This window comes from Azospirillum sp. A29, assembly GCF_042604625.1.
GTDB lineage: Bacteria > Pseudomonadota > Alphaproteobacteria > Azospirillales > Azospirillaceae > Azospirillum > Azospirillum palustre.
Genome location: NZ_CP170467.1, coordinates 940,144 through 963,781, shown reverse-complemented (window position 1 = coordinate 963,781; position 23,638 = coordinate 940,144). Strand labels below are relative to the sequence as shown.

Annotated in this window: 19 protein-coding genes; 4 read left to right on the top strand and 15 right to left on the bottom strand. The window is 65.6% G+C overall.

The window, feature by feature from the left end; genetic code table 11:
* Positions 1–187: 187 nt before the first annotated feature.
* From ABNQ38_RS32490 to urtA, 6 genes are all read right to left on the bottom strand, one after another.
* On the bottom strand, positions 188–583 hold the full coding sequence (locus ABNQ38_RS32490; protein ID WP_109048893.1) for a hypothetical protein: 396 nt from the start codon (positions 581–583) through the stop codon (positions 188–190).
* A 112-nt stretch (positions 584–695) separates the two neighbouring features.
* A complete protein-coding gene (urtE, locus tag ABNQ38_RS32485) occupies positions 696–1,391 on the bottom strand; it encodes an urea ABC transporter ATP-binding subunit UrtE (RefSeq protein WP_377810405.1) in 696 nt (231 codons plus the stop codon).
* A gap of 14 nt (positions 1,392–1,405) precedes the next feature.
* Complete coding sequence (gene urtD, locus ABNQ38_RS32480; protein ID WP_377810404.1) at positions 1,406–2,152, bottom strand: urea ABC transporter ATP-binding protein UrtD; 747 nt, start codon at positions 2,150–2,152, stop codon at positions 1,406–1,408.
* 3 nt (positions 2,153–2,155) lie between these two features.
* Positions 2,156–3,304 (bottom strand): urea ABC transporter permease subunit UrtC, encoded by a 1,149-nt coding sequence (urtC, locus tag ABNQ38_RS32475; protein WP_377810403.1) that lies wholly within the window; start codon positions 3,302–3,304, stop codon positions 2,156–2,158.
* A gap of 4 nt (positions 3,305–3,308) precedes the next feature.
* Positions 3,309–4,931: an urea ABC transporter permease subunit UrtB gene (gene urtB / locus ABNQ38_RS32470; protein ID WP_377810402.1), complete on the bottom strand. Its 1,623-nt coding sequence runs from the start codon at positions 4,929–4,931 to the stop codon at positions 3,309–3,311.
* A gap of 162 nt (positions 4,932–5,093) precedes the next feature.
* The gene (gene urtA, locus ABNQ38_RS32465; protein ID WP_377810401.1) at positions 5,094–6,404 is read right to left on the bottom strand and encodes an urea ABC transporter substrate-binding protein; all 1,311 of its coding nucleotides are present in this window, start codon (positions 6,402–6,404) and stop codon (positions 5,094–5,096) included.
* 367 nt (positions 6,405–6,771) lie between these two features.
* On the opposite strand from urtA, the gene ABNQ38_RS32460 reads away from it, so the two are divergent.
* The 4 genes from ABNQ38_RS32460 to ABNQ38_RS32445 all read left to right on the top strand — a co-directional run bounded on the left by ABNQ38_RS32460 (position 6,772) and on the right by ABNQ38_RS32445 (position 10,875).
* Positions 6,772–8,277, top strand: coding sequence for a L,D-transpeptidase family protein (locus ABNQ38_RS32460; RefSeq protein WP_377810400.1), 1,506 nt, complete (start codon positions 6,772–6,774; stop codon positions 8,275–8,277).
* A 40-nt stretch (positions 8,278–8,317) separates the two neighbouring features.
* A complete protein-coding gene (locus ABNQ38_RS32455; RefSeq protein ID WP_377810399.1) occupies positions 8,318–9,079 on the top strand; it encodes a class I SAM-dependent methyltransferase in 762 nt (253 codons plus the stop codon).
* Between the two features lie 26 nt (positions 9,080–9,105).
* Entirely contained in the window at positions 9,106–10,002 is an 897-nt protein-coding gene (locus tag ABNQ38_RS32450; RefSeq protein ID WP_377810398.1) for an AraC family transcriptional regulator, read from the top strand.
* A 123-nt stretch (positions 10,003–10,125) separates the two neighbouring features.
* Complete coding sequence (locus ABNQ38_RS32445; protein WP_377810397.1) at positions 10,126–10,875, top strand: SDR family oxidoreductase; 750 nt, start codon at positions 10,126–10,128, stop codon at positions 10,873–10,875.
* 5 nt (positions 10,876–10,880) lie between these two features.
* On the opposite strand, the gene ABNQ38_RS32440 is transcribed toward ABNQ38_RS32445, so the two are convergent.
* The 9 genes from ABNQ38_RS32440 to ABNQ38_RS32400 form a co-directional block, all read right to left on the bottom strand.
* A complete protein-coding gene (locus tag ABNQ38_RS32440; protein WP_109446480.1) occupies positions 10,881–11,108 on the bottom strand; it encodes a formate dehydrogenase subunit delta in 228 nt (75 codons plus the stop codon).
* 24 nt (positions 11,109–11,132) lie between these two features.
* A complete protein-coding gene (fdhD, locus tag ABNQ38_RS32435) occupies positions 11,133–11,975 on the bottom strand; it encodes a formate dehydrogenase accessory sulfurtransferase FdhD (protein ID WP_377810396.1) in 843 nt (280 codons plus the stop codon).
* Positions 11,976–11,995: 20 nt separating this feature from the next.
* Positions 11,996–14,851, bottom strand: coding sequence for a formate dehydrogenase subunit alpha (fdhF, locus tag ABNQ38_RS32430; protein ID WP_377810395.1), 2,856 nt, complete (start codon positions 14,849–14,851; stop codon positions 11,996–11,998).
* A gap of 24 nt (positions 14,852–14,875) precedes the next feature.
* Complete coding sequence (locus ABNQ38_RS32425) at positions 14,876–16,456, bottom strand: formate dehydrogenase beta subunit (RefSeq protein ID WP_377810394.1); 1,581 nt, start codon at positions 16,454–16,456, stop codon at positions 14,876–14,878.
* Positions 16,453–17,001: a formate dehydrogenase subunit gamma gene (locus ABNQ38_RS32420; protein WP_377810393.1), complete on the bottom strand. Its 549-nt coding sequence runs from the start codon at positions 16,999–17,001 to the stop codon at positions 16,453–16,455. Before ABNQ38_RS32420 ends, ABNQ38_RS32425 begins: the two co-directional genes overlap by 4 nt.
* 188 nt (positions 17,002–17,189) lie before the next feature.
* Positions 17,190–18,140, bottom strand: coding sequence for a LysR family transcriptional regulator (locus ABNQ38_RS32415; protein ID WP_377810392.1), 951 nt, complete (start codon positions 18,138–18,140; stop codon positions 17,190–17,192).
* A 17-nt stretch (positions 18,141–18,157) separates the two neighbouring features.
* Positions 18,158–19,075 (bottom strand): SMP-30/gluconolactonase/LRE family protein, encoded by a 918-nt coding sequence (locus ABNQ38_RS32410; protein ID WP_377810391.1) that lies wholly within the window; start codon positions 19,073–19,075, stop codon positions 18,158–18,160.
* Positions 19,076–19,247: 172 nt separating this feature from the next.
* On the bottom strand, positions 19,248–19,982 hold the full coding sequence (locus ABNQ38_RS32405) for a hypothetical protein (protein WP_377810390.1): 735 nt from the start codon (positions 19,980–19,982) through the stop codon (positions 19,248–19,250).
* A gap of 214 nt (positions 19,983–20,196) precedes the next feature.
* Positions 20,197–23,487, bottom strand: coding sequence for a hypothetical protein (locus ABNQ38_RS32400; RefSeq protein WP_377810389.1), 3,291 nt, complete (start codon positions 23,485–23,487; stop codon positions 20,197–20,199).
* Between the last annotated feature and the right edge of the window lie 151 nt (positions 23,488–23,638).

The following is a 23,638-nucleotide window of genomic DNA, read 5'->3' as shown; positions in this document are numbered from 1 at the left end:
GACCTGCGGCTCCGTGAGCAAGATGGCGTTGAGGTCATCATGCGGTTCGGATCCTTAACGACCTTTAAAGAGCGCAGCCTGCGAAGTCGGCGTTTGCGCATTACCTCGACTGGATAAGTATACTCCCGGCGAAGGCAGGGCCGTGGCGCCGGATGACAGTAACCACGACCCCGCCATACCCCGAACGTTATGGCTTCGCCACGTGCCAGACGTTGTTCACGCCGTCGCCGGTGGTGTCGCCCGGCTTCGCGTCCTTGGCCCAGCTATAGAGCGGCTTGCCGTTGTAAGCCCATTGCCGGCTTCCGTCGTCGCGGGTGACGACGCTGTATTTGCCCATCGGCTTGGCGGAGGCGGGAGCCATCAGCGGCGGCCAGTTGGTCGCGCAAGGCCCGTTGCAGGCCGACTTGCCGGCACCGTCCTTGTCGAAGACATAGAGCGTCATGCCTTTCGCGTCGGTCAGGACGGGACCCATCGCGGTCTTGCCCGTCATGGCCGGTTCCTTGTCCTGAGCAAAAGCGGGGGCGCCGGACAGGACGGCCCCCAGGCCGATGGCGGCAGCGGCGATACGGAGTGCGGATTTCATTGCGCAGTTCCTCCCGAAACAGGCCCGCCGGACGGCAGGCCCGATGGATCAAGGACGCAACGGGACCGCAGATATTCCGCCTTTCACCGGCCGGAACGCCATGCCATCGGGGTTATACCGTCAGGTATTTGCGCACCTCCCGCTCGTCCAGGCCGCTGCGCGGACCGGACAGCATCACCTCGCCGCGCTCCATCACCACCCAGTCGTCGGCAAGGTCGCGGGCGAAGTCGAAATACTGCTCGACCAGCAGGATCGCCATGGTGCCCTTGTCGCGCAGGTAGGCGATGGCGCGGCCGATGTCCTTGATGATCGACGGCTGGATGCCCTCGGTCGGCTCGTCCAGCACCAGCAGGCGCGGGCGCGTCACCAGGGCGCGGCCGATGGCGAGCTGCTGCTGCTGGCCGCCCGACAGGTCGCCACCGCGGCGCTCCAGCATGGATTTCAGCACCGGGAACAGCTCGAACACCTCGTCGGGGATCGAACGCTGGGCGCGCGGCAGCGGGGCGTAGCCGGTCAGCAAATTTTCCCGCACCGTCAGCAGCGGGAAGATCTCGCGCCCCTGCGGCACATAGGCGATGCCGCGGCGTGCCCGGTCGGCCGGCGCCATCTTCGTCACGTCGGCGCCGTCCCAGCCGATGGAGCCGCCGGACACCGGCTTCAACCCGACGATGGCGCGCAGCAGGCTGGACTTGCCGACGCCGTTGCGGCCGACCAGACAGGTGACCTTGCCGATTTCGGCCTTCATGGAAACGCTGCGCAAGGCCTGGGCGGCGCCGTAATGCAGATCGAGGGAACGAACGTCCAACATGCTGGGGTCTCCCGTCAGCGGCCGAGATAGGTGTCGATGACCTGTTGATTGGCGCTGACCGCGTCCAGCGAGCCTTCGGCCAGGACCGAGCCCTCTGCCAGCACCGTCACCTTGACGCCCAGCGCACGGACGAAGCTCATGTCATGCTCCACCACGATCACCGAATGCTTGCCGGCGATGCTGCACAGCAGTTCGGCGGTCTGTTCGGTCTCGGCGTCGGTCATGCCGGCCACCGGCTCGTCGACCAGCAGAAGCTTGGGATCCTGGGCCAGCAGCATGCCGATCTCCAGCCACTGCTTCTGCCCGTGCGACAGGCTGCCGGCCTGCCGGCTGCGCAGGGCGGACAGGCGGGTGATGTCGAGGATCTCCTCGATCCGCGAGCGGTCGTCGCGGCTGATGGCATAGGTCAGCGTCTTCAGCGGCCGGCGCGGCGCCTTCAGCGCCAGTTCCAGATTGTCCCACACCGTGTGCGGCTCGAAGACGGTCGGGCGCTGGAACTTGCGGCCGATGCCGAGGTTGGCGATGGCCGCCTCGCGCAGGCGGGTCAGGTCGGTGTCGCCCTCGAACAGGATGGTGCCGGTGTCGGGACGGGTCTTGCCGGTGATGACGTCCATCATCGTCGTCTTGCCGGCGCCGTTGGGGCCGATGATCGCCCGCATCTCGCCGGGCATCATCACCAGGGACAGGCCGTTCAGCGCCTTGAAGCCGTCGAAGCTGACCGACACGCCGTCGAGATAGAGAAGGGTCGATTCCGCGCTCATTGGTCAGGCTCCCTTCTGGTCGGCAGGCTGGGCGTTGGGAAGGGTGGAGGCCTTGCGGCCGGGCAGCTTCGCCTTCAGCTGCGCGCCCAGCCCGAGCAGGCCCTTGGGCAGGAACAGGGTCACCGCCACGAACAGGCCGCCAAGGGCGAACAGCCACAGCTCCGGCAGGGCGCCGGTGAAATAGCTCTTGCCCATGTTGACCAGCACCGCGCCGAGGATGGCGCCGGCCAGCGTGCCGCGCCCGCCGACGGCGACCCAGATCACCGCCTCGATCGAGCTGGCCGGGGCGAATTCCGACGGGTTGATGATGCCGACCTGCGGGACGTAGAGGGCACCGGCCACACCGGCCATGCAGGCCGACAGCGTCCAGGCGAACAGCTTGTAGCTTTCGGTGTCGTAGCCCATGAAGCGGACGCGGCTCTCGGCGTCGCGCAGCGCCACCAGCACCTTGCCCAACTTCGAGCCGATGACGCCGGACGCGATCATGTAGGAGAGCGCCAGGGCGGCGACCGTCGCCACGAACAGGGCGACGCGGGTGGTGTCGGCCTGGATGTCGTAGCCGAGGATGTCCTTGAAGTCGGTCAGGCCGTTGTTGCCGCCGAAGCCCATGTCGTTGCGGAAGAAGGCCAGCAGCAGGGCGAAGGTCAGCGCCTGGGTGATGATCGACAGGTAGACGCCGGTGACCCGGCTGCGGAAGGCGAACCAGCCGAAGGCGAAGGCCAGCGCGCCCGGCACCACCAGCACCATGATGGCGGCGAACCAGAAATGGTCGAAGCCCAGCCAGTACCAGGGCAGCTCCTTCCAGTTCAGGAAGACCATGAAGTCGGGCAGGACCGGGTTGCCGTAGACGCCGCGCGGGCCGATCTGCCGCATCAGGTACATGCCCATGGCGTAGCCGCCGAGCGCGAAGAAGGCGGCGTGGCCGAGCGACAGGATGCCGCAATAGCCCCACACCAGATCGAGCGCCAGCGCCAGCAAAGCGAAGCACAGGTATTTGCCGAGCAGCGAGACGGTGAAGATCGACAGGTGGAAGGGCGAATCCGCCGGCACCCACAGCGTCATCGCCGGGACGGCGACCGCCAGGATGGCGAGGATCGTCAGGACGATCCCGGCCTTGCGGTCCAGCCCCATCAGGAAAAAGCGCAGCAGCATCGGATCAGGCCTCCACCGCGCGGCCCTTCAGCGCGAACAGGCCGCGCGGACGCCGTTGGATGAACAGGATGATGAAGATCAGCACCAGGATCTTGCCCAGCACCGCCCCGGCATAGGGTTCGAGGAACTTGTTCATGGTCCCCAGCGTCAGCGCGCCGACCAGCGTGCCCCACAGGTTGCCCACCCCGCCGAACACCACGACCATGAAGCTGTCGAGGATGTAGCCCTGGCCGAGGTTCGGGCTGACATTGTCGATCTGGCTCAGCGCCACCCCGGCAAGCCCGGCGATACCGGAGCCGAGCCCGAAGGTCAGCGCATCGACCCGCGCGGTGCGGATGCCCATGGCGTTGGCCATCGGCCGGTTCTGCGTCACCGCCCGGATCGACAGGCCGAACCAGGTGCGCTTCAGCGCCACCAGCAGGGCCGCGAAGACGCTGAAGGCGAAGACGACGATCCACAGCCGGCCGTAGGTGATGGTCAGGCCGCCCAGCTCGAAGGCGCCGGACATCCAGCTCGGCGCGCCGACCTCGCGGTTGGTCGGGCCGAAGATGGAGCGGACCGCCTGCTGGAGCGCCAGCGACAGGCCCCAGGTCGCGAGCAGCGTTTCCAGCGGACGGCCGTAGAGCCAGCGGATCACGCTGCGCTCGATGACGATGCCGACGCCGCCCGACACGAGGAAGGCGGCGGGCAGCGCCACCAGGATCGACAGGTCGAACAGGCCGGGGGCATGGGCGCGGAAGAACTCCTGCACCAGGAAGGTGGTGTAGGCGCCGATCATCACCATCTCGCCATGGGCCATGTTGATGACGCCCATCACGCCGAAGGTGACGGCCAGCCCGATGGCGGCCAGCAGCAGCACCGAGCCCAGCGACAGCCCGTACCAGAGATTTTGCAGCGCCGCCCAGAAGGCCAGCTTCTGTTCCAGGGTGGAGACGGCGGCGGCGGCCGACTTCTTGGTGACATCGGACGCGCCGGAGCCGGCGACCATGTTCAGCAGCACCAGCGCGTCGCGGTCGCCGCGGGCGGTCAGCGTGTCGGTCGCCGACTGGATTTCGGCGTCGGTCATCTTCGACGCGGCCTCGCCGGTCAGCAGGATGGCGGCGCGAGCCTGCTCCATGGCGGCGCGCACACCCTTGTCCTGCTCCTTGGCGATGGCGGCGCTCAGCGTCTCCAGCGCGGAGGCGTCGCGGCTCTTGAACACCGCGTCGGCGGCGGAGCGGCGGACACCGGCATCGGGGCTCATCAGGGTGAGAGCGCCGAGCGAGGCGCTGATGGCGCGGCGGAGCGAATTGTTGATGCGGATCTTCTCGACCGCGGCGGACGGCGCATCGCCGAGCGCGGCACGGGTCAGCGGGTCGGTCAGGGTGAAGGCGTCACCGGCCTTGCGGGCGACAACGACGGTGCCGTCGGCCTTGCGCACATAGAGGTCGCCGGCCTGGAGCGCCTCGATCACCGGCACGGCGGCCGGGTCGCCGGCCTCCGACAGTTGCGCCAGGGCCTTTTCGGTTCCGGAATAGCCGCCGCTGCCCAAGGCCTGGACGAGAGGACGGAGGTCGGCGGCATAGGCGGCGGTCGATGTGGCGACCACCACACAGACGGCCATCAGCCAGCGGAGAGCGCGTCGCATCGGGAGTCCTTCGGTGCAGGGGCGGTGCGGGAGGAGCGGTGCGGGGGGCTGGAAACGCGAAACGCTTGCCCTCTCCCCTCCCCCGCCCGGCGGGAAAGGGGAAAGGGCAAGCGTCGCAACCACTCAGGTCAGAAGGGACAGCTCAGAGAGGGAACGCGGCCTTCACGACCCCTTGCCGCCGCACTTGCCGGTCTTCACGTTGAAGTTGCCGCAGGACATCGGCTTGCGCCAATCGGCGATCAGGTCCTTGCTGTCCGGCAGGAAGTCCGACCACTCGTCGCCGGGGACCAGACCCGAGGTCTTGGAGACGACGTCGAACTGGCCGTTCTCCTGCACTTCGCCGATCAGGACCGGCTTGGTAATGTGGTGGTTCGGCAGCATCGCCGAATAGCCGCCGGTCAGGTTGGGCACGGCGACGCCGACCATCGCGTCGATGACCTTGTCCGGCTCGGTGGTGCCGGCCGCCTCGACCGCCTTCACCCACATGTTGAAGCCGATGTAGTGGGCTTCCATCGGGTCGTTGGTGACGCGCTTGTCGTTCTTGGTGTAGGCCTTCCACGACTTGATGAAGTCGGTGTTGGCCGGGGTCTCGACCGACTGGAAGTAGTTCCACGCGGCCAGATGGCCGAGCAGCGGCTTGGTGTCGATGCCGGCCAGCTCTTCCTCGCCGACGGAGAAGGCGACGACCGGGATGTCCTGCGCCTTGACGCCCTGGTTGCCCAGTTCCTTGTAGAAGGGAACGTTGGCGTCGCCGTTGATGGTGGAGACCACCGCGGTCTTCTTGCCGGCCGAGCCGAACTTCTTGATGTCCGCCACGATCGACTGCCAGTCGGAATGACCGAACGGCGTGTAGTTGATCATGATGTCCTCGGGCTTGACGCCCTTGCCCTTCAGGTAGGCTTCGAGGATCTTGTTGGTCGTGCGCGGATAGACGTAGTCGGTGCCGGCCAGCACCCAGCGCTGGACCTTTTCCTTCGACATCAGGTAGTCGACGGCCGGGATCGCCTGCTGGTTCGGGGCGGCGCCGGTGTAGAAGACGTTGCGGGAGGACTCCTCGCCCTCATACTGGACCGGGTAGAAGAGGATGTTGTTCAGTTCCTCGAACACCGGCAGCACCGACTTGCGGCTGACCGAGGTCCAGCAGCCGAACACGGCCGACACCTTGTCCTTGCTGATCAGCTCGCGCGCCTTTTCGGCGAACAGCGGCCAGTTGGAGGCGGGATCGACCACCACCGGCTCCAGCTTCTTGCCCAGCAGGCCGCCCTTCTTGTTCTGCTCGTCGATCAGCATCAGCATGACGTCCTTGAGCGTCGTCTCACTGATCGCCATCGTGCCGGACAGGGAGTGCAGGATGCCCACCTTGATGGTGTCGTCCGCCGCCTGGGCGGGCATCGCGAAGGATGCCATCGCACCCATGGCCAGACCGGCCAGCGCGCCGATCCCGAAGCTCGACGTCAGTTGCTTGGTCCGCATGAAGTTGCCCCCTTCCTTTGGCGCCCCGGTTGCTCCGGGGCTTCGCCACATCGTCGAAGGAAAAGCTACCGCGCATGCGAAAGGCGGTATCTACGTCAAATGACACATACGGCCACGACCCCGGCTCCATAGCCGGCTTCGCGGCGTTACCTCCGGCGAAGGTTCGGAATAAATCCGCCGCCACGGCGTCCAACCAGTGGATGAGCGCGTGTAACGGCAACAGCCCTACACGGGTGAGATGGCGATGCAAGGGAGCAACAGTGTGAACAGCAGAGCTGCCGACACCAAATGTCGCTTGCGGATCTGGAATGCCTCGTCGAAGGATACACCGCACGATCCTTTCCGTTCACGTTCCGGTCCCGTCGCCATGCATGATATCCGCCGCCCGATCTCCCGACGCTCCGCCGCCCTCTGCATGGTCGGCGGACTGGTCGGCATCGTCCTGAGCGGTCCGGCGCTTGCCGCAGCGGCGAAGGAGGCCGTGCACGCCGCCAAGCCGCCGCTGGTTGCCGGCTGGGCCGCGGCGCTGGAACAGCGTGCGCTGGAGGTGCAGAACGCGCCCAAGGCGACGGCCACCCGCATCGGCTACGGCGCCGTCGTCAAGAAGGGCGACGGCGGCATGGTCGAGAGCGTCGCCCCGGCGATGGACGTGCCCCCTGCCGACGTGCAGCAGGCGCAGGCCCCCACCCTGCCCGGCCTGGAACCGGTGGAGCCGGCGCCGCCGGTGGTCATCTCCGTGCGCTCGCCGCTGGCCGACCGCGTCGGCAAGGTGTCGCGCCGCCTGATCGAGATGGGCTTCCTGTCCGCCGACAAGTGGACCGACAGCTTCAACGACGATGTCGAGACCGCCGTGCGCGCCTTCCAGCTCGCCGAGGGGCTGCAGCCCGACGGCAAAGTCGGCGAGGTAACCCGTCAGGCGATGGACCGCACGCCTGCCCAGACCGTGGCGCTCCTGCGCCGCGCCGCCGCCGCGATGCGGGCGCAGCAGGCCTCCATCCCCGACACCACCATCCTGGTCAACCTGCCCGGCCAGTCCGTCACCCTGATCGAGCATGGCCGCCCGGCCTTCACCATGCGGGCGGTGGTCGGCCGGCCGTCGCGCAAGACGCCGCTGCTCCAGGACAAGGTGACCAGCGTCACCATCAACCCGACCTGGACCGTGCCGCCGACGGTGCTGAGCGAGGACAAGCTGCCTGCCCTGCGCAAGAAGGGCACCACCGGCATCAAGAACGCCGCCGTCTATCTGGACGGGTCGGAGGTCGCCAACACCCAGTCGGTCAACTGGTGGTCGGTCGATCCCGGCCGCGTGCGCATCGTCCAGAGGCCGGGCGACGACAACGCGCTGGGCCGCTTCCGCTTCAACCTGACCAACGGCGACGGCATCTTCCTGCACGGCACCAACGATCCGCGCCTGTTCAGCCGCGACCTGCGCGCCGCCAGCTCCGGCTGCGTGCGGCTGGAGGATGCCCGGATGATGGCGGAGACGCTGCTGGGTGCCGCGAAGGTTACGCCGGCCGGCATCGGCCAGCAGCTCGACACCGGGGAGACCAAGACGATCCGGCTGCCGAACGCCATCCCCGTGCGCTTCGTCTACTGGAACGCCTCGGTCGACACCGCCGGCGTGGTGCGCGTCCATCCCGACATCTACGAGGATCCACCCACGCTGGCGACGCCGTCGGGCCAGTCGGGATCTGCGGCACCGGCAATGTCGGGCAACCCGCCGTCGGCCAGCCCGGTGACGCCGGTGTCGACGCCGCGCCCGCTGTCCAAGCCGGCGCCGCTGCCGGTCCCGACCGCCCACGCGCCGACGCCGCTGTCATCGGCGTCGATCCCGGCGCCGGCAAAGCCGCTGCCGTCATCGACCGGGATGTAAGGACCGGTTTTCGGGTCACGCTGGAGGAATGGAGGTCGATATGCCGGTTCATCATTCTTCCAGCGGCTACGAGACCGGTGCCAAGGCCTATGTCAAAGGCCGCCCCAGCTACCCGGCCGAAGCCGTCTTCTGGCTTCGCGACGTTCTGGGCGTCGGTCCCGGCCGTAAAGTCCTGGAGGTCGGCGCCGGCACCGGCAAGTTCATCGCGGTGCTGAAGCAGTGCGGCGGCGAGATCACCGCCGTCGAACCGGTCGCCGGCATGCGCGAGCAGCTCGTTCCGGCCTTTCCCGACATCACGGTCCTGGCAGGGAACGCCGAGTCCATTCCCCTGCCCGACGGTTCCGTCGACGCCGTGGTCTGCGCGCAGGCCTTCCACTGGTTCGCCACCGCTGCCGCCTTGCAGGAGATGCGGAGGGTGCTGAAGCCGGACGGCAGGTTGGGGCTGATCTGGAACGTCCGGGACGAAAGCACGTCCTGGGTGGCGGCACTGACCGCCATCACCGACCCCCGGGAGGGCGACACCCCGCGCTATCGCACCGGCGACTGGCGCCGCGTCTTCCCCGCGCCGGGCTTCGAGGCCATCGACGAGCGCCATGTCCCGCATGCCCATGTCGGCAGCCCGGACGACGTCATCGTCAAGCGGACGATGTCGGTCAGCTTCATCGCGGCGCTGCCGCCCGAACGGCAGGCGGAGGTCGAGCGCGATACCCGCGCGCTGATCGCATGCACGCCCGAACTGGCGGACCGCGCCGAGATCGCCTTTCCCTACGAAACGGTCATGTTTGCCTTTCGCAAAGTCTGACGAAGCCCGCTTGCAGATCGTCCGGGATGGATCCGCTTTCCGACATCATCGCCCTGCTCAGGCCGACCGCGGCGGTGTCCAAGCCCATCACCGGACGGGGACGCTGGGGCATCAGCTATCCCGCCCTTCGCAAGCCCGGCTTCACGCTAATCCTGAAGGGCGAATGCTGGGTGTCCTTCGAAGGCGGAGCGCCGCTGAGGATCGCGAAGGGTGATTTCCTTCTTCTGCCTTCCACCCCAGCCTTCACGCTGAGCAGCCATCCGGGCATCGCCTGCGCGCCGCGTGAGCCGACGGACAGGCCGGTCCGGCATGGCGACCAGGAGGGCGAGGCGGAGTTCGAATCGCTGGGTGGCGCGTTCCAGATCGAACAGGTGAACGCGCCCCTCCTGCTGACGCTGCTCCCCCAAATGATCCATATTCAGGCCTGCGAAGGCAGGACCGACCGGTTCGGCCGGGTGATCGACCTCATCGCAGAGGAATGCGGGCACCAGGAGCCCGGCAGGGAGCTGATCCTCCAGCGCATGCTCGAGGTTCTGCTCGTCGAAGCGTTGCGAGGGCGCGGCCTCGCGGCGGACGGGGTGCAAAGCGGCCTGCTCAACGGCCTGCGCGACCCGGCCCTTGCCCGCGTTCTTCGCGCCCTGCACGGGGACGTGCGGGCGAACTGGACGGTCGCCGGCCTCGCCAAGATCGCCGGGCAATCCCGGTCGGCGTTCGCCGCCCGTTTCGGCGAGGTGCTCGGCTGCGGCCCGATCGAGTATCTCGCCCGCTGGCGGATGGCGCTGGCGAAGGACGCCCTGGTCCGGGGCGCGAAGTCCCTCGAGCGGATCGCCGAGGAGATCGGCTACGAATCCGCCAGTGCCTTCAGCACGGCGTTTCGTAAACGGCAGGGCTGCCCCCCCGGCCAGTTCGCCCGCAGCCCATAGCGGAATCGGGCCGGCAAGCTCGCAGGATATGGATAGTTGGTAAAGAATCCCGGACGCCCGCTTATGGAGTGTCCAGTCCGCAGCGCCTATTCAAGGGACCGTTCGAAACGACGGGAGGTCCCCATGCAAACGATCCTGATCACCGGCACGTCCTCCGGCTTCGGCCTGGAGATGGCGCGGCATTTCCTGGCGAAGAACTGGCGGGTGGTCGCCACCATGCGCAGGCCGGACCCGGAGCTTTTGCCGGATACCGGCGCCCTGCGCATCCTGCCGCTCGACGTCACCAGCGGGGAGAGCATCGCCGCCGCCGTCGAGGCCGCCGGTCCCATCGACGTGCTGGTTAACAATGCCGGGGTCGGCGTGGTCGGCGCCTTCGAGGCCACGCCGATGGCCCACATCCGCAAGGTGTTCGAGACCAACACCTTCGGCGTAATGTCGATGTGCCAGGCGGTGATCCCGCAGATGCGCGAACGCCGCTCCGGCGTCATCGTGAACGTGACCTCGTCGGTCACGCTGGCGGCCCTGCCGCTGGCGGCGGCCTACACCGCCAGCAAGCAGGCGATCGAGGGATTTACCGGTTCGCTCGCCCACGAACTCGGCCATTTCGGCGTCCGGGCGAAACTAGTCGAGCCGGGGTACGGCCCGACGACCGCCTTCAGCCGGAATGCCGGCATCGTCATCCAGGATCTGATCCCGCCGGCCTATCGGGACTTCGCAACGCCGATCTTTGATGCCTATGCCAGCCCGGCGGCGACGACGGCGGAAACCGATGTCGCCGAAGCGGTATCGGCCGCCATCGACGACACCACCGGCCGGCTCCACTTCCCGGCGGGAGCCGACGCGGTCGCCCTGTACAACGCCCGCTTCGGCTGACGGCCTCAACGGGCCTGAAGCACCCCGACCGCACCGCGCGCCACCTCGTGCAGGTCGGCTTCGCCGCCGGACTGGACATGGGCGAACAGGCCGGCGCGCATGCGCGGATCCCAGAACTTGCGGATGTGGGTCGCGGTTTCCGTCACCGCCTCCTCATGGGGATAGGTGGCGAAATGGACGGCGATCTGGTTCGCCATCCGGACCAGATCCTTGGCGTGGTTCGTGTGGCTCATCGGTGTCTCCGGACTGGGTTTGAATCAACGGAACAGGATGACGGTGTCGCGGCGCGACAGCGCACCCAGGGTCAGGTTGGCGTTGCGCGCCAGTTCCAGCGCCAGCGCCGTCGGGGCCGAGATGGTCGCCAGCAGTGGGATGCCCACCGCGGCGGTCTTCTGCACCAGTTCGAAGCTGCAACGGCTGGTCATCACCACGAAGCCGGTGGCCGGGTCGGCACCCGAGCGCACGACGGCGCCGATCAGCTTGTCCAGCGCGTTGTGGCGGCCGACATCCTCACGGGCCATGCGGACGGCGCCGTCGGGCGCGCACCAAGCGGCGGCATGGACCGAGCGGTTGGCCCGGTTCATCGGCTGATGGTCCGGCAGGGCGCGGAAGGCGGCGGCCACGGCGGCCGGGTCCACCTCCAGCGAGGTCTCGATCTTGCGGGGCTCCCGAACGGCGTGGACAAGACTGTCCACGCCGCACAGGCCACAGCCGCTCCGCCCCTCCATGGAGCGGCTGCGCAGACTTCCGCGCAGGAGCCGCAGGGGATCGACCGTCAGGTTGACGACGAAGCCCAGCGGGGTTTCCCGCACGGCGATGTTCTCGATATCGGCGGCGGTCCCGACGATCTCCTCGGCCAGGCTGAAGCCCAGCGCGAAGTCTTCCAGATCGGCGGGGGTCGCCATCATCACGGCATGGGAGCGGCCGTTGTATTCGAAAGCAACCGCGGTTTCCTCCGGCACCTGCCATTCGACGTCCGCGCCCTCCTCCATCCCGACACCGGCGGAAAAGCCGGTGCCGGTGACGGCGATGGAGCACATCGCCGTGGAGAGAGGCGAGCTGTCGTCCGGACGGATCGACCCAGAAGGCATCGCGGTCATGCTTCCCACTCCTCAGGCCGTCACTCGGCGGCGATCACGTTGGCGGCGGCGATGCGCTTGCGCTCGACGTCGTTCTTCGCATAGTCAACCTGCCAGTCCGACGGTTGGTTGCTGCGGGCGACCTGCACCGCCGTCACTTTGTATTCGGGGCAGTTGGTCGCCCAGTCCGAATTCTCGGTGGTGATGACGTTGGCCCCGGTCACCGGATGGTGGAAGGTGGTGTAGACGACGCCGGCCGGCATGCGGTCGGAGATGACGGCGCGCAGCGTCGTCGCCCCCATGCGGCTGGCGAGCGACACCATGTCGCCGTCCTTGACGCCCCGGATCTCGGCGTCCACCGGGTTGATCTCCAGCACATCCTCCGGATGCCAGGCCACGTTGGCGGTGCGGCGGGTCTGGGCACCGACATTGTAGTGGGCGAGGATGCGGCCGGTGGTCAGCACCAGGGGGTACATCCGCGTGGTCCGCTCGTCGGTCGGCACATATTCGGTGATCACGAAGCGGCCGAGACCGCGGGCGAAGCTCTCCTCGTGCATGATCGCCATGCCGGTGTCGTCGTCCTCGAAGCCGGTGCAGGGCCACTGGACGCTGCCGACGCGGTCGAGCTTCTCGAAGCTGACGCCGCGGAAGGTCGGGGTCAGACGGGCGATCTCGTCCATGATCTCGGACGTGGTCTCGTAGTGCATCGGGTAACCCATCGCCGTCGCCAGCGCACAGGCGACCCAATGCTCGTCCTTGCCCACTTTCGACGGCATCGCCTTGCGGACGCGGTTGATGCGGCGCTCGGCGTTGGTGAAGGTGCCGTCCTTCTCCAGGAAGGAGGTGCCGGGGAAGAAGACATGGGCGAAGGCCGCCGTCTCGTTCAGGAACAGGTCCTGGACGATGACGATGTCCAGCGATTCCAGGGCCGAGGTGACGTGGTTGGTGTTGGGATCGGACTGGACGATGTCCTCGCCCTGGACGAACAGACCGCGGAAGCTGCCGTCATGCGCGCTGTCGAACATGTTGGGAATGCGTAGGCCGGGTTCCGGATCCAGCGTGACGCCCCAGGCGGTCTCGAACTCCTGGCGGACGGCATCGTCCGAGACGTGGCGGTAGCCCGGCAGCTCGTGCGGGAAGGAGCCCATGTCGCAGGAGCCCTGCACGTTGTTCTGGCCGCGCAGCGGGTTCACGCCGACGCCCTCGCGGCCGATGTTGCCGGTCGCCATCGCGAGGTTGGCGATCGCCATCACCGTGCTGGAGCCCTGGCTGTGCTCGGTCACACCCAGGCCGTAGTAGATCGCGGCATTGCCGCCGGTGGCATAGAGGCGGGCGGCGGCGCGGACCTGATCGGCCGGGACGCCGGTGCGCGATTCCAGATATTCCGGCGAGTTGCGGTGTTCGGCGATGAACGCCTCCCACTTCGCGAACTCCTTGGGATCGCAGCGCCCCTCGACGAAAGCGCGGTCGACCAGCCCTTCGGTGACGATGACGTGGGCGATGGCGTTGACCACGGCGACATTGGTGCCGGGCTGGAGCTGGAGATGGTATTCGGCCTGGACGTGCGGGCTGCGCACCAGATCGATGCGGCGCGGATCGACGACGATCAGCTTGGCCCCGGCGCGCAGGCGCTTCTTCATGCGCGAGCCGAACACCGGGTGACCGTCGGTCGGGTTGGCGCCGATGACCAGGATGACGTCCGACTTGTCGACGCTGCGGAAATCCTGGGTGCCGGCCGAGGTGCCGAAGGTCTGCGACAGGCCGTAGCCGGTCGGCGAATGGCAGACGCGGGCGCAGGTGTCGATGTTGTTGGTGCCGAAGGCGGCCCGGATCATCTTCTGGACGACATAGACCTCCTCGTTGGTGCAGCGCGACGAGGTGATGCCGCCGATGGAGCCGCGACCGTACTTGGCCTGCACCGCCTTCAGCCGCTCGGCGGCGTAGGCGACCGCCTCTTCCCACGACACTTCACGCCACGGGTCGGTGATCTTCTCGCGCACCATGGGCTTCATGATGCGGTCCTTATGGGTGGCGTAGCCCCAGGCGAAGCGGCCCTTGACGCAGCTATGGCCCTCGTTGGCGCCGCCGTCCTTCCACGGCGTCATGCGCACCACCGTGGTGCCTTGCAGCTCGGCCTTGAAGGAGCAGCCGACGCCGCAATAGGCGCAGGTGGTGATGACGCTGTGCTCGGGCTGGCCGTGCTCGATGATCGACTTCTCGGTCAGGGTCGCGGTCGGGCAGGCCTGGACGCAGGCGCCGCAGGACACGCACTCGCTGTCCATGAAGCTCTCGTTGGCGCCCGGCGACACCGAGGAGGCGAAGCCGCGTCCGTCGATGGTCAGCGCGAAGGTGCCCTGGGTCTCCTGGCAGGCGCGGACGCAGCGCGAGCAGACGATGCACTTGGAGGCGTCGAAGGTGAAGTACGGGTTGCTCTCGTCCTTGGCGGCGGCGCGGTGGTTTTCGCCTTCGAAACCGTACCGCACGTTGCGCAGGCCGACGGCGCCCGCCATGTCCTGCAACTCGCAGTCACCGTTGGCCGCGCAGGTCAGGCAGTCGAGCGGATGATCGGAGATGTACAGCTCCATCACGCCGCGGCGCAGCTTGGCCAGCTTGTCGGTCTGGGTGTGGACCTTCATGCCGGGGGCGACCGGGGTGGTGCAGGACGCCGGGGTGCCGCGGCGCCCCTCGATCTCCACCGCGCAGAGGCGGCAGGAGCCGAAGGGCTCCAGGCTGTCGGTGGCGCACAGCTTCGGCACGGTGATGCCGGCGTCCATCGCGGCGCGCATCACGGAGGTGCCTTCGGGAACGGTGATCGCGCGGCCGTCGATCTCCAGCGTCACCAGGGTCTCGGAGACGCGGGCCGGGGTGCCGTAGTCGGTCTCGTGGATGAGGGTCATCTCGGGTGCTCCTGGGGTCGCTCGTTATTCGGCGGCGATGTGGGTGACGCGGACGGCGTGCTGCTTCTTGCGGAAGTCTTCCGGGAAGTGCTTCACCGCGCTGCGCACCGGGTAGGGCGTCATGCCGCCCATGGCGCAGAGCGAGCCGTCGACCATCACGTCGCAGAGGTCGGCGAGCAGTTCGAGGTTCGCGTCGACATTCTTGCCGGCGATGATCTTGTCCAGCGTCTCCATCCCGCGGGTCGAGCCGATGCGGCAGGGGGTGCACTTGCCGCAGGACTCGGCGACGCAGAACTCCATGGCGAAGCGGGCCTGCTGGGCCATGTCGACGCTGTCGTCGAAGACGACGATGCCGCCATGGCCGACCATCGCCTCCTGCGCCGCGAAGGCCTCGTAGTCCTTGGGCAGGTCGAACTGCGAGGGCGGCAGGTAGGCGCCGAGCGGACCGCCGACCTGCACGGCACGGATCGGCCGGCCGGTGATGGTGCCGCCGCCATACTCGTACAGCAGCTCGTGCAGGGTGATGCCGAAGGCCTTCTCGACGATGCCGCCATTCTTGATGTTGCCGGCAAGCTGGAAGGGCAGCGTGCCGCGCGACCGGCCGACGCCGAAGTCGCGGTAATAGTCGCCGCCCTTGTCGAGGATGATCGGCACTGAGCAGAGCGACAGCACGTTGTTGACCACGGTCGGCTTGCCGAACAGGCCTTCCAGCGCCGGCAGCGGCGGCTTGGCGCGCACCATGCCGCGCTTGCCCTCCAGGCTTTCCAGCATCGCGGTCTCTTCGCCGCAGATGTAGGCGCCGGCGCCGACACGGACGTCGAGGTGGAAGGTGCGGTCGGTGCCGTGGATGTTGTCGCCGAGCCAGCCCTCGTCATAGGCGAGCTTGATGGCGTGGCGCAGGGTCGCGGTGGCGTGCGGGTATTCCGAGCGCATGTAGACGTAGCCGGAGGTCGCCCCCACCGCGATGGCGGCGATGGTCATGCCCTCGATCAGGCAGAAGGGGTCGCCTTCGATGATCATGCGGTCGGCGAAGGTGCCGCTGTCGCCCTCGTCGGCATTGCAGCAGACGAACTTCTCATCCGCCGGGGCCTGCATCACCGTGTTCCACTTGATGCCGGTGGGGAAGCCGGCGCCGCCGCGGCCGCGCAGGCCGCTGTCGGTCACCGCCTTGACGATCTCCGCCTGGGACATCGCCAGCGCGTTCTCCAGCCCGCGGAAGCCGCCATGGGCGCGGTAGTCCTCGACCGACAGCGGATCGATGATGCCGCAGCGGGCGAAGGTCAGCCGCTCCTGCTTCTTGAAGTAGGGGATTTCCTCGGTCAGGCCGTGGCCCAGCGCATGTTCCCCGCCGGTCAGGAAGCCGGCGTCGAACAGGCCGGGCACGTCGGCCGGGGTGACCGGGCCGTAGGCGACGCGTCCGTCAGCGGTTTCGACCTCGACCAGCGGCTCCAGGTAGAGCATGCCGCGCGAGCCGTTGCGGACGATGCGCAGCGGCAGATCGCGCCTGGTGGCTTCCGCCCGGATGGCAGCGGCGACCGCATCGGCGCCGACGGACAGGGCGGCGGAGTCGCGCGGGACGAAGACGGTGATCAGATGGCCGCTCATTGCGCGTGACCCTTGTGGCTGTCCTTATGGGAGTGGCTGAGAGCGCGGGGGATCTGGTTGTGGGCCTGCGGGTTGGCCCGCGTCTCGGCCGCCAGCTCGTCGAAGCGGTCGGGCGAGACCCGGCCGTGCAGGTTCTCGTCGATCATGACGGCGGGCGACAGGGCGCAGTTGCCCAGGCAGAAGACCGGTTCCAGCGTGAAGGCGCCGTCGGCGGTGGTGCCGTGGAAATCGACCTGCAACCGCGTCTTGATGTGGTCGACCAGGGCGTTGGCACCCATCGACTGGCAAGCCTCGGCCCGGCAGACCTTGATGGTGTGACGGCCGGGCTTTTCGCGGCGGAATTCGTGATAGAAGGACACCACGCCATGTACATCGGCGCGCGAGAGGTTCAGCGCCGTCGCCAGCAGGGGGATGGCTTCCTCGTCGATGTAGCCGAACTCTTCCTGCAGGGCGTGGAGGATCGGCAGCAGGGCGCCGCGCAGATGCCGATTGTCTTCGACAATCGTCATGGCGCGCTCAGCGCTCCACGGATGGCAAGCGTTCACGGGTGTCCCTCCTTGCGATCGTCCGCGCCGCACTTGGGGTCGGCGTCGTTCTGGCTTGGCTCTGTTGGCTTTTTCCGGACGTCTCTCGTCGCCCGGCACCGTCAGAGTGGCGGAGGATACGGTATACCAGCAAATTGTATTTTCTGATTGGGTGATAGCTTTTGGCTATCAAGCCCGCGAGGACGCGCTCAGCGGATCGCCAGCCGCCAGGGGATCATGGCGTCGGCGACGCCGATGGCGACGCGCTGGGCAATGTCGGCATCGGCGGCTGCCACCGCCAGCGCCTTGGCGAGCGGCGGCGGCGGGTCGCGGTCGGCATAGGCGAGGCCGACGACGTGGCTCAGCTCCGGATCGACCAGCGGCAGGGCGACGATGTCGGGATGCGGCGGCACGAAGGTCAGCAGCTGCCCCGGCACGATGCTGGCGCAGCTGCCGGCGCGGACGATGGTGTAGAGGGTGACGATGGAGTTGGTCTCCATCGCCGGCTCCACCGTCCGCCCGGTCATGCGGAAGGCGGTGTCGGCGATGCGGCGGTTCTGCATGTCCGGGGTGAGCAGGCAGAGCCGCAAGCTCGCCGCCGTCTCCCACGGCACCGCCCCTTGGGCGATCAGCTCCTCCGCCAGATCGGCGCGGCGGGCCAGTAGATGGTAGCGCTCGGTGTAGAGCGGCAGGGTGCGGACGTTGTTCAGCGGCTCGTTGTCGAGATAGGTGATGGCGGCGTCCAGTTCGAACTCGTCGAGCCCGCGCTGGATCTCGCGCGAACTGAGCGACACGACGCTGGAGCGGATGTGCGGAAAGCGGGTGGTGAAGGGCGTCAGCACATGCGGCACCACCGGCAGGGCGGTGGGGATGGCGCCCAGCCGCAGATGACCGGTGACGCCCTGGGCCAGCGCCAGCAGCTCGTGGCGCAGGCTGTCGCGCTCGCCGACGATGCGGCGGGCATATTCCAGCACCTTCAGCCCCTCCGGCGTGAAGCCTTCGAACTTCTGGCCGCGCTCGACGATGGGGACCTGAAGCTCCTCCTCCAGCTGGCGGATGGCGTTGGAGAGGGTCGGCTGCGAGACGTGGCAGCTTTCCGCCGCACGGCCGAAATGCTTCTCGCGTGCCAGAGCCAGCAGATAGATGAACTTGCGGAACATGCCCCCCTCCCCGCCCGTCAGGCTTCCGGATCGAAGGGCGGGACCGGCAGGCCCGGCACATCGACCGTCATGGCGAACAGCCCGCCCGACTGCGGCAGCCGCTCCAGCTCGTCGGCCGGGCGGCCGGCGCTGGCGGTGGTGACGTAGAGCGTGCGCAGGTCGGGACCGCCGAAGGCCACCATGGTCGGGCAGCGCGCCGGCAGCGGATGTTCCGACAGCAGCGCTCCGTCCGGCGAGAAGCGCGCGACCCGCCCGCCCTCGTAGAGCGCCGACCAGTAGCAGCCCTCGGCATCCACCGCCGCCCCGTCCGGCCGGCCGCGGTCGCCGTCCTTCGGCTCCAGCCGGACAAAGACCTCGCCGTCGGAGATCCCGCCGGTCGCCGGATCGTAGCGGTAGCGGCGGACGGTGAAGGTCGGCGTGTCGGCGTGGTAGAGCGTCCGCCCGTCCGGGCTGAAGGCCAGCCCGTTGGAGGTCAGCAGCCCGCCGGCCAGCACCGCCAGCCCGCGGCGGTCGTAGCGGTAGAGATGCGCCTTGCCGCCGGCCTTCGGCTCGTCCAGCGTGCCGGCCAGATAGCGGCCGGCGGGATCGGTCTTGCCGTCGTTGAAGCGGCTGGCGCCCTGGTCCTCCGGATTGGCGGCGAGGCAGGTGACCGGCCGCCCCTCCCCGTCCAGCTGCCACAGGCCGGAGCGCAGGCCGGCGATGAAGCCGCCGCCCTTGCGCGGGGCGACGCAGCCAATCTCCTCCGGCAGGGCCATCGCACGGGCGGCACCGGTCGCCGGATCGAAGCGGTTCAGCACCTTGCCCTTGATGTCGACCCAATAGAGCGCCTGCTCGTCCACCGACCAGACCGGCCCCTCCCCCAGCCTGGCACGGGCATCGAGCACGCAGGTGAAGGCGGGGGTGGCGGCTGGAGTGAGGGCGGGGCCGGCGGTCATCGCGTGATCCTCAGGAGTCGAACGGACCCGCAGGGTCGGACAGTTCGGCCGTCGGATCAAGCGCCCCGGCAAGCACCCCGGCAGTCCCCCCGGCGGGAGCGGTCCCGCGTCCGGCGGAGGATGGAACGGCGTGGAACGCTTTCCGGCGGATGTTCCATCGTCCGGCCGCCCCCTACCGGCGCCAGGAGAAGGCGCCGGCCGCGCGGCGGCCGACCGGGCCGGGGTTGAGGTTGGGATACTCCTCATACTGGTTGAGCGTGTAGGGGAAGACGCCCTTCGGCCCAGCCGCCTCCGGCTGGGCGACGACGGCGGCGATCATCGCCGGGCTGGGCGGATGGCGCTCGCGGAGGGCGCCGGGGATGTCGTCGTCGTCGAGTTCGGGGACGGTGACGGCGGGCGGGTCCTCGGGTTTCGGGGCCGGCCTGGGGGCGGGGTGCGCGGCGGGCGGAGGAGCGGAGTGCCCGGCGGCGCGCCGGTCGGGCTGCGCGCCCTGCCGCTTGGCCGCGGGCAGGTCGAGGCCGGCGAACAGGCCGAGCCGCTCGGCCAGCCAGCGCACGGTGGCGGGATCGCCCGACGTGACCAGCCGCTCGATCTGCTCGGCCACCAGCACCCGCAGCGAGGACAGGCGCAGCTCGGCCTCGCGGTTCAGCGCCTGCCGCTCCCACCACACCCTGTGACGGAAATCCTTGGAGCCGTAATAGGCCCGCCACAGCGTGGTCCGGCTGCACGCCATGGCGCGCGAGACCTGGAGGAAGCTGTTGCCGCGCGCCAACATGCCGGCGGCCATGATCCACTGCTCCTCATGGAACTGCGATCCCGGGACCAGCGAGCCGTCCGACGGGGTCGGCGGCTCTTCGGCCCAGCGGGGGAACTGGTCGTTGGTGAAGCTGCGGCTGTCGAGGGGCATGGCGTGGCTCCGCGAATGAGTGGGCATTGCGGAGAAGATATAGGAATTTGGTCCTGCGCAGGGAGGTTTTGGGAAAAGTGGGTGGGCGGTCGATCTTCAACCCGAGACAATCAACTAGATTCGACCGCCGCGAAACAGTATTGCGACTTTTCCCATGCGAAGACGCCAGCCCCACCCTACCCTCGTAAACTATATCGACTCAAAATACAAAATCTTAACTGCGCATGGATTTCAGCCATTGGAGTGTTTTGAGAACGGGAGGATCCGGTTGGTCCGCTGGTATAAAGGGTAGCTCATCTAAATCCAAAACCGCAGCGGCCATGTCATTAGGGCCAATTTCCCAAGCATTAATTACAGTCAGATTGTGCTTGCCGATAGACAAATCGAAGATAGGTTTAGGCTGCGCCATCTTGCTAGGGAGGTGAGCAGGGAACAGCGCGTATCGGCCGTGACGCGCATAATCCTTGAGGAACATTTCAAGATTTTGCGTGTTGCTTGGATACATGCGATTAATGCGCGAGACGAAGCCGATAAAGTCTCCCCCCGAGAGCAGAACATTATCAGGATTTTGACTCACCATTACAGCATAGGCAGCGGGATTGACACCCGAAATGCCACGAACGATCGTAATTTTGAGATCGTCTTTGGTATCGTCATGCCCGTACCGCTTACGCCATGATTTAAATATGTCTTTAGCAGCCGACGGCACTTCATAAGCGAGTCCTAGCATGGGAGGCGGGGTGTCCAGGCTGGGCGGGGACCACATGAAGATGGTCCCATTCCATTTCGCCTCGTCCCATTTCTGGATGTCGATGGGAGAAACCCAGCGCGTTTTTGAATGCTTTCCTCTCGCTGCATCACGTATTTCTTTGGGTGCGAGGCCTTCGCCCCGCTTTAGGTTACCAAATGACTTAATGGGCTCTGAAGGCGTCGCGGGGGGCCAGACTTCTGTACGCTTGATCACATATGTGCGGTCGGCCGAGTCGATCCAATCAGAAATTGAAAGTAGAACGCGATCACCATGCAAGCTACTAAGCATAATAGGAACGTCCGAGAACGTTAGTGCGCGGTCTAAGGCGCGCTCATCCTCAAATAGTGCCTTACCCCATTTCTCGACATCTTGAGGAGCAGCAAACCGTAAAAAGATTTTGAGGATGGTATCTTTCATCCAATGCGGAAACGACAGCGCATCCTCTTTGGTTTTATACTCTATGACGGGGCGATGCGTTATCGTACCGACAGGCTCGCCATCAACGTCAGCGAACTGCAGAACAGGTACTAAACCGATGACATCAGAGGGCTCGACACGAAGTAGTAAATGGTCCACTTGAGGCAAGATGCGATGTCCAAGACTCGTCGCAAGAAGAGCTTCGAGCGATCCCAGTACAGCTTCTCCGATTCCGATAGAAGCAAGATTATTGGCACACACCACATCGATGCGGCATCCGAGCACATTAGATGACAGCGTCATGGCTTCACCAAATGCAAAATCTGGAACGAGATACTCTTCTTTAACGCCGTAATCATATAAGTTACGCATGAATTTTTCTGTACCTTCGGACGTCTCCTGTTCTGAAATCCAGCCTTCCGCCCTCAAGATATCTTCATTACCCATCAGGTAAAGCAGAGCCATGCGCGACATCGGCAATGCAAGCCGTTCGAGCGCGTCGGGAAGTTGAGCAACTTCGCTCAACTTATCAAAAGGCGTTTGCAGAAGCAGCGCTGCGATTTTCATCATGTGCGCCTCCTGCACTTTATTGAGATGGCGGCACTGCCCTTCTGTGCGCGCTTGAGCATTGCGCACAATCATTTCAAGTTCATGTGCGCTTAGGATCTGGGGAACACGGCCAAGTTTGAATTCGGTGTCAAAGTACCTGGACAATACCGAGGCACGCAACGAGCCAATACTACTGCATCTTTTGAAAGCTGAGAATTCTTGCGTGACAGCAGCGAGAGTGTAATTCCTTGCTGCCCACGGCAGTCCAACCTCCTCAAAGGCGAAGCCTGCGCCTACCAAAGCGTTGATAAGGTCTTCCTCGTACTCCTCCTTGATGAGCAGCGCGACAGCACGGCCGAACCATCGGATTGCGTCATAGTGCAATCCTTTCGCAAGTTTTTGGTACGCCCGTTGAACATTTTTCGTTGCGGCTTCGCCTTCGCTTCTGCGAGCCGCGAGAGCATCAGTGATGGTCTCGAAAAGGGTGTCAAACTCATCACTGTCAGCAATGAACTCACCGATTTGAGTTAGGGCATCTGCGATGGTTGCAAACGGGAATGTCCCTAGCCCCTCGGCTCTTTTGATGACGTTGGCGAACGAGATCCAAATATCCTTAAGCGGGTCATCGCGGTGCTCGACACCTTTTTCAGAGACACGAGTCAACAACAACAAGGCTTCTGCATGCAGAGCATTGTTCGGACGATTAGTCTGACCCATCAGAGTCTCAAGTGCAGCCTTAAGGGCTGTTGTGCGACTTTTAAGCTTTCCTTTCGATGTATCCATCGAGCCTGTGTGCACGCTCACACGTATCAGGGACAGGAGATTACTCAGACGCTCCAAGTCATTTGCATCATCTGAATCGAGAGCGAGACGTTCCACATCGTCATAGAGTTCTGAAGTCCGGATGTGGTCTTCATGCCAAAAATGGCTGGTCCATGCCCAATCATAGGTAATCGCAAGCTCTAGGCTTCTAATATTGTTGATTTTCGCGAGACGAAGCGCACGGTCGAATCTTCCGTTTACGTCAGCGGGCGCATGCTCCAGTCCTCGAGCCAAAATTGCAGCACGGCGCGCATCTTCTACTAAAATTAAGGGTTGCTCACGATACTGCGAACCATCAGAAATTTTTGCCTCAAGGGTGTCGAGTTCTGCCGAACGTGCAACATCACTTGGACCAAGTTTCTTCGCTTGCTTCTCGGTTCCCTTGCCAATCCCAAGTTCCTCGACGGCAATGGCCATGCTGTCATGCTTGAAGACACGATCAAGGAGCCAAGTACGATCCAAAATAGTTACTGGAATGCCATGCTCTCTAAAAAGCTCGTCCTGGAGTTCAGCCGACTTTTTTGCCGGAACAAACTGATTCGTTACACAGATGATCCCATCATAGCCACGCTTAGTACCCGCAATGGCGGCAACGTCTGACTTGATTTTTGGGCGCCACGTTTTCTTGGCGCTAAAGGCAAACGCCTTACGCTCGCCAGCCTTATCGTTGTCCGGCACGAACCAGCGCGTGGAGATTTCACTCGACACAGGAAAGGTTTCTGCGTCGGTCTTGCCATCGCCCCCGCCAACCGGACCTGTCTGAGGGCGGATATTCGGCGCGATGAATTTCTCGCACAGGCGTTGCGCGAAATTCTCGAACGCAGTTTCATCCTTCTGATTGGTCAGTGTCTCAAGATGATAAGATAGGATCTCGCGCCCAACTTGATATTCGACATCCGAAACGGAGTCTGAAAATAATTCAGGGTGGCGCTCACGCATGTAGAGCGACGGTGCATACAATGGCATTTCTGTTGCAATCTTTTTTGTTCGGTCATACCTCCAAAATATACAACACTCGAACTCTGTTATCATCCGGATTTTGTGGGTCCATTCATCAAACGCAGCTGCCGCTTTCCTCTTGTCGATGATGACTAATGCGAACGGGTAATGTCCATTT

Coding starts and splice junctions, on each gene's coding strand:
- ABNQ38_RS32490 (WP_109048893.1), bottom strand. CDS start 583: ATGAAATCCGCACTCCGTATCGCCGCTGCCGCCATCGGCCTGGGGGCC.
- urtE (WP_377810405.1), bottom strand. CDS start 1,391: ATGTTGGACGTTCGTTCCCTCGATCTGCATTACGGCGCCGCCCAGGCC.
- urtD (WP_377810404.1), bottom strand. CDS start 2,152: ATGAGCGCGGAATCGACCCTTCTCTATCTCGACGGCGTGTCGGTCAGC.
- urtC (WP_377810403.1), bottom strand. CDS start 3,304: ATGCTGCTGCGCTTTTTCCTGATGGGGCTGGACCGCAAGGCCGGGATC.
- urtB (WP_377810402.1), bottom strand. CDS start 4,931: ATGCGACGCGCTCTCCGCTGGCTGATGGCCGTCTGTGTGGTGGTCGCC.
- urtA (WP_377810401.1), bottom strand. CDS start 6,404: ATGCGGACCAAGCAACTGACGTCGAGCTTCGGGATCGGCGCGCTGGCC.
- ABNQ38_RS32460 (WP_377810400.1), top strand. CDS start 6,772: ATGCATGATATCCGCCGCCCGATCTCCCGACGCTCCGCCGCCCTCTGC.
- ABNQ38_RS32455 (WP_377810399.1), top strand. CDS start 8,318: ATGCCGGTTCATCATTCTTCCAGCGGCTACGAGACCGGTGCCAAGGCC.
- ABNQ38_RS32450 (WP_377810398.1), top strand. CDS start 9,106: ATGGATCCGCTTTCCGACATCATCGCCCTGCTCAGGCCGACCGCGGCG.
- ABNQ38_RS32445 (WP_377810397.1), top strand. CDS start 10,126: ATGCAAACGATCCTGATCACCGGCACGTCCTCCGGCTTCGGCCTGGAG.
- ABNQ38_RS32440 (WP_109446480.1), bottom strand. CDS start 11,108: ATGAGCCACACGAACCACGCCAAGGATCTGGTCCGGATGGCGAACCAG.
- fdhD (WP_377810396.1), bottom strand. CDS start 11,975: ATGACCGCGATGCCTTCTGGGTCGATCCGTCCGGACGACAGCTCGCCT.
- fdhF (WP_377810395.1), bottom strand. CDS start 14,851: ATGACCCTCATCCACGAGACCGACTACGGCACCCCGGCCCGCGTCTCC.
- ABNQ38_RS32425 (WP_377810394.1), bottom strand. CDS start 16,456: ATGAGCGGCCATCTGATCACCGTCTTCGTCCCGCGCGACTCCGCCGCC.
- ABNQ38_RS32415 (WP_377810392.1), bottom strand. CDS start 18,140: ATGTTCCGCAAGTTCATCTATCTGCTGGCTCTGGCACGCGAGAAGCAT.
- ABNQ38_RS32410 (WP_377810391.1), bottom strand. CDS start 19,075: ATGACCGCCGGCCCCGCCCTCACTCCAGCCGCCACCCCCGCCTTCACC.
- ABNQ38_RS32405 (WP_377810390.1), bottom strand. CDS start 19,982: ATGCCCCTCGACAGCCGCAGCTTCACCAACGACCAGTTCCCCCGCTGG.
- ABNQ38_RS32400 (WP_377810389.1), bottom strand. CDS start 23,487: ATGCCATTGTATGCACCGTCGCTCTACATGCGTGAGCGCCACCCTGAA.